Origin of the sequence: Nocardia sp. NPDC004654, assembly GCF_040609595.1 — a bacterium.
GTDB lineage: Bacteria > Actinomycetota > Actinomycetes > Mycobacteriales > Mycobacteriaceae > Nocardia.
This window is the reverse complement of record NZ_JBEXKI010000007.1, coordinates 330,216-336,215: the sequence shown is the minus strand read 5'-3', so window position 1 is coordinate 336,215 and position 6,000 is coordinate 330,216. Positions and strand designations below refer to the sequence as shown.

The following is a 6,000-nucleotide window of genomic DNA, read 5'->3' as shown; positions in this document are numbered from 1 at the left end:
CGAGGAGACACGGCCCGCGATATCCCCCGAACTACAGGTACTGACCCGTGTTCGACTCCGTGTCGATCGCACGGCTGGCACTGGCGTTCTTGCCGGTGCATCCAACGCAGCCGGATGTAGACGATGCGCTCGCCCGACACGACGCGAGCCGCGCCCCACGAGGAGACACGGCCCGCGATATCCCCCGAACTACAGGTACTGACCCGTGTTCGACTCCGTGTCGATCGCACGGCTGGCACTGGCGTTCTTGCCGGTGACCAAGGTGCGGATGTAGACGATGCGCTCGCCCTTCTTACCCGAGATGCGGGCCCAGTCATCGGGATTCGTGGTGTTGGGCAGGTCCTCGTTCTCGGAGAACTCGTCCACGATCGAATCGTAGAGATGCTGGATGCGCAGACCCGGGTTGCCGGTGTCGAGCACCGCCTTGATGGCGTACTTCTTGGAGCGGTCCACGATGTTCTGGATCATGGCGCCGGAGTTGAAGTCCTTGAAGTACAGGACTTCCTTGTCACCGTTGGCGTAGGTGACCTCCAGGAAGCGGTTGTCCTCGCTCTCGGCGTACATCCGGTCGACGACCCGTTCGATCATCGCGCGGATGCAGGCGCCCTTGTCGCCGCCGAACTCCTCGAGATCGTCGGCGTGCAGCGGCAGTCCTTCGGTCAGGTACTTGGAGAAGATGTCCTGCGCCGATTCGGCGTCCGGCCGCTCGATCTTGATCTTCACGTCCAGGCGGCCCGGCCGCAGGATCGCGGGGTCGATCATGTCCTCGCGGTTGGAGGCGCCGATGACGATGACGTTCTCCAGGCCCTCGACGCCGTCGATCTCCGAAAGCAGCTGCGGCACAACGGTTGTCTCCACATCGGAGGAGACGCCGGAGCCGCGGGTGCGGAAGATCGAGTCCATCTCGTCGAAGAACACGATCACCGGCGTGCCCTCGGAGGCCTTCTCGCGCGCCCGCTGGAAGATGATCCGGATGTGACGCTCGGTCTCGCCGACGAACTTGTTGAGCAGCTCGGGGCCCTTGATGTTCAGGAAGAACGACTTGGCTTCCTTGGCGTCCTCACCGCGCGCCTCGGCGATCTTCTTGGCCAGCGAGTTGGCCACCGCCTTGGCGATCAGCGTCTTACCGCAGCCGGGCGGACCGTAGAGCAGCACGCCCTTGGGCGGACGCAGCGCGTACTCGCGGAACAGATCCTTGTGCAGGAACGGCAGTTCCACCGCGTCGCGGATCTGCTCGATCTGGCGTCCGAGACCGCCGATGTCGTTGTAGTCGACATCCGGGACTTCCTCGAGCACGAGGTCTTCCACCTCGGCCTTGGGAATCCGCTCGAAAGCGAAGCCCGCCTTGGTGTCGACCAGCAGCGAATCACCGGGCCGCAGTTTGCGAATGGGGGAATCGGGGTCGTCCAGATCGTCGACCTCGGCGACCTTGGCCAGCGGGCCGGCCAGCCAGACCACCCGCTCCTCGTCGGCGTGGCCGACGACCAGCGCGCGGCGACCGTCGTCCAGGATCTCGCGCAAGGTGCCGATCTCACCGACCGAATCGAAGGTGCTCGCCTCGACCACCGTCAGCGCCTCGTTGAGACGCACGGTCTGGCCGTACTCGAGGGTCGCGGTGTCGATGTTCGGTGAACACGTCAACCGCATCTTGCGACCCGAAGTGAACACGTCGACCGTCTGATCGTCGTACACGCCGATCAGAACGCCGTATCCGCTCGGCGGCTGACCCAGCCGATCGACCTCCTCGCGCAGTGCGACCAGTTGCTGGCGCGCCTCCTTGAGTGTGTCCATCAGCTTCGTGTTGCGAATGGTCAGCGAATCGATGCGGGCTTCCAATTCCCGTGTGCGATCCGGCGAATCGGCGAGTTGCCTCCGGAGTGCAGCCGCCTCGGCGCGTATCGCCTCGAGCTCTCTCCAGGCCGCCGAATCCGAATTCTCGATGGGGCTCATGTGCTGCTCCTCCCAGTCCCGGTCTATCAACGCTACCGGGCGCGAACCGTTCTCGCTGTCCGACATGGTTTCGTCGTGATCACATCTGTGCTGCGATCGGCGGCCGAGCAACCATGTTAGCCTGCCCTAACCCGACAAGGCGCGAGGTCCCTCGACGCCCAAGCCGAAAGGTTGCTAGAGAATGCTCCTTCCCGCCAAGACCCTGCGTGTTTCCGTGGCTACCGCCGCGGCCGCCCTCGCCGTTACGGTCGGGCTCACCGCCTGCGGCTCGGACGACTCCTCCGACACCGCCGCGACCACCACCTCGGCGGTGGCCACCACCTCGGCCGCCGCCACCACCGGTGCGGCCGGTGGCCACGACCACGCGGGAGCCGACGCGCCCAAGCCCGAGGATCTGCAGGCCACCCTGGCACTGGTCGCCGACCCGAGCAAGCTGACGTCCGAGAAGACCGCCGTGATCGTCGACGGCGAGAAGCGCACCGCCAACATCGACCAGATGAACCAGCTGCTCGCGGGCTACGGTCAGCTCACCTTCGCGGTCACCGACGTCAAGACCGAGGGCGAGACCGCGACCGCGCAGGTCGTCATCACGTCGCCGCACGGCTCGGCGCCGGCCATGCCGATGACCTTCCAGCATGTCGACGGCAAGTGGAAGCTCTCGGACGCCACCGCGTGCACCCTGCTCGGCTTCGCGCAGGCGCCCTGCACGCCCTGAGCGTACCCCCGCCTTCGCTCCGGCCGTGCGTGGTCTTCCGTCGGACCGCGCACGGCGGCGCGGACCCGGTTCCCGCACGGGCGTCGCGGCGCCTCAGCCCTTCGAGGGGCGGCGTTGCGGCTTGGGGGTGACCACGCCCTCGGCCAGCCTGCGCGCGCTCACCAGGAACGCCGTGTGGCCCTGCATGCGGTGTTCGGGGCGCACGGCGAGGCCGACGACGTGCCAGCCGCGGACCATCGACTCCCAGGACCGCGGCTCGGTCCAGCATTCCTGCTCGCGCAGCGCCTCGACCACCTTGGACAGCTGGGTGGTGGTCGCGACGTACACGATGAGGACGCCGCCGGGCACCAGCGCCTTGGACACCGCGGGCAGCGCGTCCCACGGCGCCAGCATGTCCAGCACCACCCGGTCCACCGGGTCGCCGGTGTAGTCGGCGACGTCGCCGACGGTCAGACTCCAGTTAGCTGGACGTTCGCCGAAGAACCGTTCGACGTTGCGGACGGCGTGCTCGGCGTGGTCCTCGCGGATCTCGTAGGACACGACTTCGCCCTCCGGGCCAACGGCGCGCAACAGCGAACACGTCAGCGCGCCGGAGCCCGCGCCGGCCTCCAGGACGCGCGCGCCGGGGAACACATCGCCCTCGTGCACGATCTGCGCGGCGTCCTTCGGATAGATGACGGCCGCGCCGCGCGGCATGGACAGCACGTAGTCGACGAGCAGCGGCCGCAACGCGAGGTACGGGGTGCCGTTGGTGGAGTGCACGAGGCTGCCTTCGTCGGCGCCGATCAGATCGTCGTGCTTGATCCCGCCGCGGTGGGTGTGGAACTCCTTGCCCGGCTCCAAGATCACCGTGTAGAGGCGTCCCTTGGCATCGGTCAGCTGCACCCGGTCCCCGGTGGTGAATGGCCCGGTCCGTCTGGCCGTCATGAATCTCCGTTCGCTGCTCGTCGTCGCGCTGTCGTCGCGGTCCGGCACCGGCGTGTCGGTGCCGCCGGATAGCCTGCCAGGTATGCCAGCGCCCGTGTCCACGCCCCCTGCCGACGCAGCCTCCACCGAGCCGTCCGAGGCCGTCTCGGCGCGGCGCAGGCCCGCGCTGTCGCCTTCGCGGGCAATGGATTTCAAGCAGTGTCCGCTGAAGTACCGCTTCCGGGCGATCGACCGGATCCCCGAGCCGCCGTCGCGGCACGCGGTGCGCGGCACGGTGGTGCACGCGGTGCTCGAGGACCTGTACGGGCTGCCCGCCATGGAGCGCGGACCAGAGCGAGCCGACGCTCTCGTGGAGCCCGCGTGGGCCAGGGTGCTCGCGGCGCAGCCGGAGGTGGCGGAGCTGATCCCGGCCGACGGGCTCGCGCCGTTTCTCGCGGAGGTCCGCGCGCTGGTCGAGAGCTACTACCAGCTGGAGGACCCGACCCGGTTCGAACCGGAGTCCCGCGAGGCGCGGGTGGAGGTCGAGCTGGACGACGGCGTGTTGCTGCGCGGGTACGTCGACCGGATCGACGTGGCCCCGACCGGTGAGCTTCGGGTGGTCGACTACAAGACCGGCCGCGCGCCCGGACTCGTGCAGGAGACCAAAGCGCTCTTCCAGCTGAAGTTCTACGCGCTGGTCGTGCTGCGCACCCGCGGCGCGCTGCCCGCCCAGCTGCGCCTGATCTACCTGGCCGACCGGCAGATCCTCACCTACGCGCCAGACGCCGAGGAGCTCGGCCGCTTCGAACGCACCCTGTCCGCGCTGTGGACGGCCGTGCGCGAGGCGGGTCGCACCGGGGAGTTCCCGCCGACCACCAGCTGGCTGTGCAACTACTGCGACTACAAGCCACTGTGCCCGGCGTTCGGTGGCACCCCGCCGCCGTACCCCGGCTGGCCGGAGGACGACGGCGAGTCGCCGGGCGAGACGTTGGCCGAGGCCGTCGCCGACTGATCCGGCGACACCCCGGGCGAGACCGTCACCGCGCCATCCCGCGGCTCAGGCCGTGAAGTCGCGGAACGACAGCGCCGAGAGGCCCAGGCCCACAAGCAGATTCACCGCGACGGCGGAGCCGCCGGGCGGATGCACTCCGATATCCGCCCGGCGTCCGGCGTGGTCAGAAGGCCCGGCAGGAGCGGATGTCGGTGGCCAGGATGGCCTTGGCGCCGAGGTCGGCGAGCTCGTCCATCACCGCGTTGCCTTTGCCGCGCGGCACCAGCGCGCGCACCGCGACCCAGCCGGCGTCGGCCAGCGGGGAGACGGTCGGCGATTCCAGGCCCGGCGTGATCCGCACGGCCTGCTCGAGCAGGTCCTTCGGGCAGTCGTAGTCCAGCATCAGGTACTGCTGGGCGAACACCACGCCCTGGACGCGGGCGATGAGCTGGTTGCGGGCCCGGTCGTTCTGGTCCGAGCCGACCGCCTCGATGAGCACGCCCTCCGAATCGCAGAGGGTCTCGCCGAAGGCGACCAGGTTGTGCTGGCGCAGCGTGCGCCCCGAGCCCACCACGTCGGCGATGGCGTCGGCGACGCCGAGCTGGATGGAGATCTCGACCGCGCCGTCGAGGCGGATCACCTCGGCCTCGATGTCGCGGCGCCGCAGATCCGCGAGCACCAGGTTCGGGTAGGAGGTGGCGATGCGCTTGTCCTGCAAGTCCTCGACGTTCCACTCCCGGCCCGCGGGGGCGGCGTAGCGGAAGGTGGAGCGGCCGAAACCGAGCGCGATCCGCTCCTGCACCGGCGCGCCGGAGTCCAGCGCGAGATCGCGGCCGGTGATGCCGAGATCGAGTTCACCGGAACCGACGTAGACGGCGATGTCCTTGGGACGCAGGAAGTAGAACTCGACCTGGTTCGCGGGATCGAGCACGCTCAGGTCGCGGGAATCGGTGCGCTTGCGATATCCGGCCTCGGCCAGGATGGAGGTCGCGGATTCGGACAGGGCGCCTTTGTTGGGGACTGCGACGCGCAGCATGGGGTGGATGTCCTTTCGGTGTTCGACTTGGCCTGAGCGGGGGCCCCTCCGTGGTCACGCTGCGCTGCCGCCTCCGGGCCTGACCCGCTCCGGCGCGAAACGAAACTACGGAATGGACGCGACCGTCACAGATGTCGGTACACGTCTTCGAGCTTCAGTCCCCGGCCCACCATGAGCACCTGGACCCAGTAGAGCAGCTGCGAGATTTCCTCGGCCAGCGATTCGTCGCTCTCGTGTTCGGCGGCGAGCCAGACCTCGCCCGCCTCCTCGAGCACCTTCTTACCCTGGGTATGCACACCGGCGTCCAGCGCGGCCACGGTGCCGGAACCCTCGGGACGGGTGATGGCACGATCCTGCAGCTCGGCGAACAGGGTTTCGAAAGTCTTCACGGCTGGTCATTCT

General features: G+C 68.5%; 6 protein-coding genes. 2 read left to right on the top strand and 4 right to left on the bottom strand.

What is annotated here, in order from left to right; translation table 11 throughout:
- Positions 1-189: 189 nt before the first annotated feature.
- Positions 190-1,950 carry a proteasome ATPase gene (arc, locus tag ABZV58_RS24725; protein WP_355002520.1) on the bottom strand — a complete coding sequence of 587 codons (1,761 nt, stop codon included), beginning with the start codon at positions 1,948-1,950 and terminating at the stop codon, positions 190-192.
- Positions 1,951-2,131: 181 nt separating this feature from the next.
- Between arc and ABZV58_RS24720 the strand changes: the two genes are divergently transcribed.
- On the top strand, positions 2,132-2,665 hold the full coding sequence (locus ABZV58_RS24720; RefSeq protein ID WP_355002519.1) for a hypothetical protein: 534 nt from the start codon (positions 2,132-2,134) through the stop codon (positions 2,663-2,665).
- A 93-nt stretch (positions 2,666-2,758) separates the two neighbouring features.
- On the opposite strand, the gene ABZV58_RS24715 is transcribed toward ABZV58_RS24720, so the two are convergent.
- Positions 2,759-3,592, bottom strand: coding sequence for a tRNA (adenine-N1)-methyltransferase (locus ABZV58_RS24715; protein WP_355002518.1), 834 nt, complete (start codon positions 3,590-3,592; stop codon positions 2,759-2,761).
- An 82-nt stretch (positions 3,593-3,674) separates the two neighbouring features.
- Between ABZV58_RS24715 and ABZV58_RS24710 the strand changes: the two genes are divergently transcribed.
- On the top strand, positions 3,675-4,583 hold the full coding sequence (locus tag ABZV58_RS24710; protein WP_355002517.1) for a RecB family exonuclease: 909 nt from the start codon (positions 3,675-3,677) through the stop codon (positions 4,581-4,583).
- 163 nt (positions 4,584-4,746) lie between these two features.
- On the opposite strand, the gene hisG is transcribed toward ABZV58_RS24710, so the two are convergent.
- Together hisG and ABZV58_RS24700 are read right to left on the bottom strand one after the other, a co-directional pair.
- The gene (gene hisG / locus ABZV58_RS24705; RefSeq protein WP_355002516.1) at positions 4,747-5,598 is read right to left on the bottom strand and encodes an ATP phosphoribosyltransferase; all 852 of its coding nucleotides are present in this window, start codon (positions 5,596-5,598) and stop codon (positions 4,747-4,749) included.
- Positions 5,599-5,723: 125 nt separating this feature from the next.
- Positions 5,724-5,987, bottom strand: a complete 264-nt coding sequence (locus ABZV58_RS24700) for a phosphoribosyl-ATP diphosphatase (protein ID WP_355002515.1) — start codon at positions 5,985-5,987, stop codon at positions 5,724-5,726.
- Between the last annotated feature and the right edge of the window lie 13 nt (positions 5,988-6,000).

What these genes read in the sequence shown, in the direction of transcription:
- arc (WP_355002520.1), bottom strand. Translation starts at nt 1,950, where the DNA reads ATGAGCCCCATCGAGAATTCGGATTCGGCGGCCTGGAGAGAGCTCGAG.
- ABZV58_RS24720 (WP_355002519.1), top strand. Translation starts at nt 2,132, where the DNA reads ATGCTCCTTCCCGCCAAGACCCTGCGTGTTTCCGTGGCTACCGCCGCG.
- ABZV58_RS24715 (WP_355002518.1), bottom strand. Translation starts at nt 3,592, where the DNA reads ATGACGGCCAGACGGACCGGGCCATTCACCACCGGGGACCGGGTGCAG.
- ABZV58_RS24710 (WP_355002517.1), top strand. Translation starts at nt 3,675, where the DNA reads ATGCCAGCGCCCGTGTCCACGCCCCCTGCCGACGCAGCCTCCACCGAG.
- hisG (WP_355002516.1), bottom strand. Translation starts at nt 5,598, where the DNA reads ATGCTGCGCGTCGCAGTCCCCAACAAAGGCGCCCTGTCCGAATCCGCG.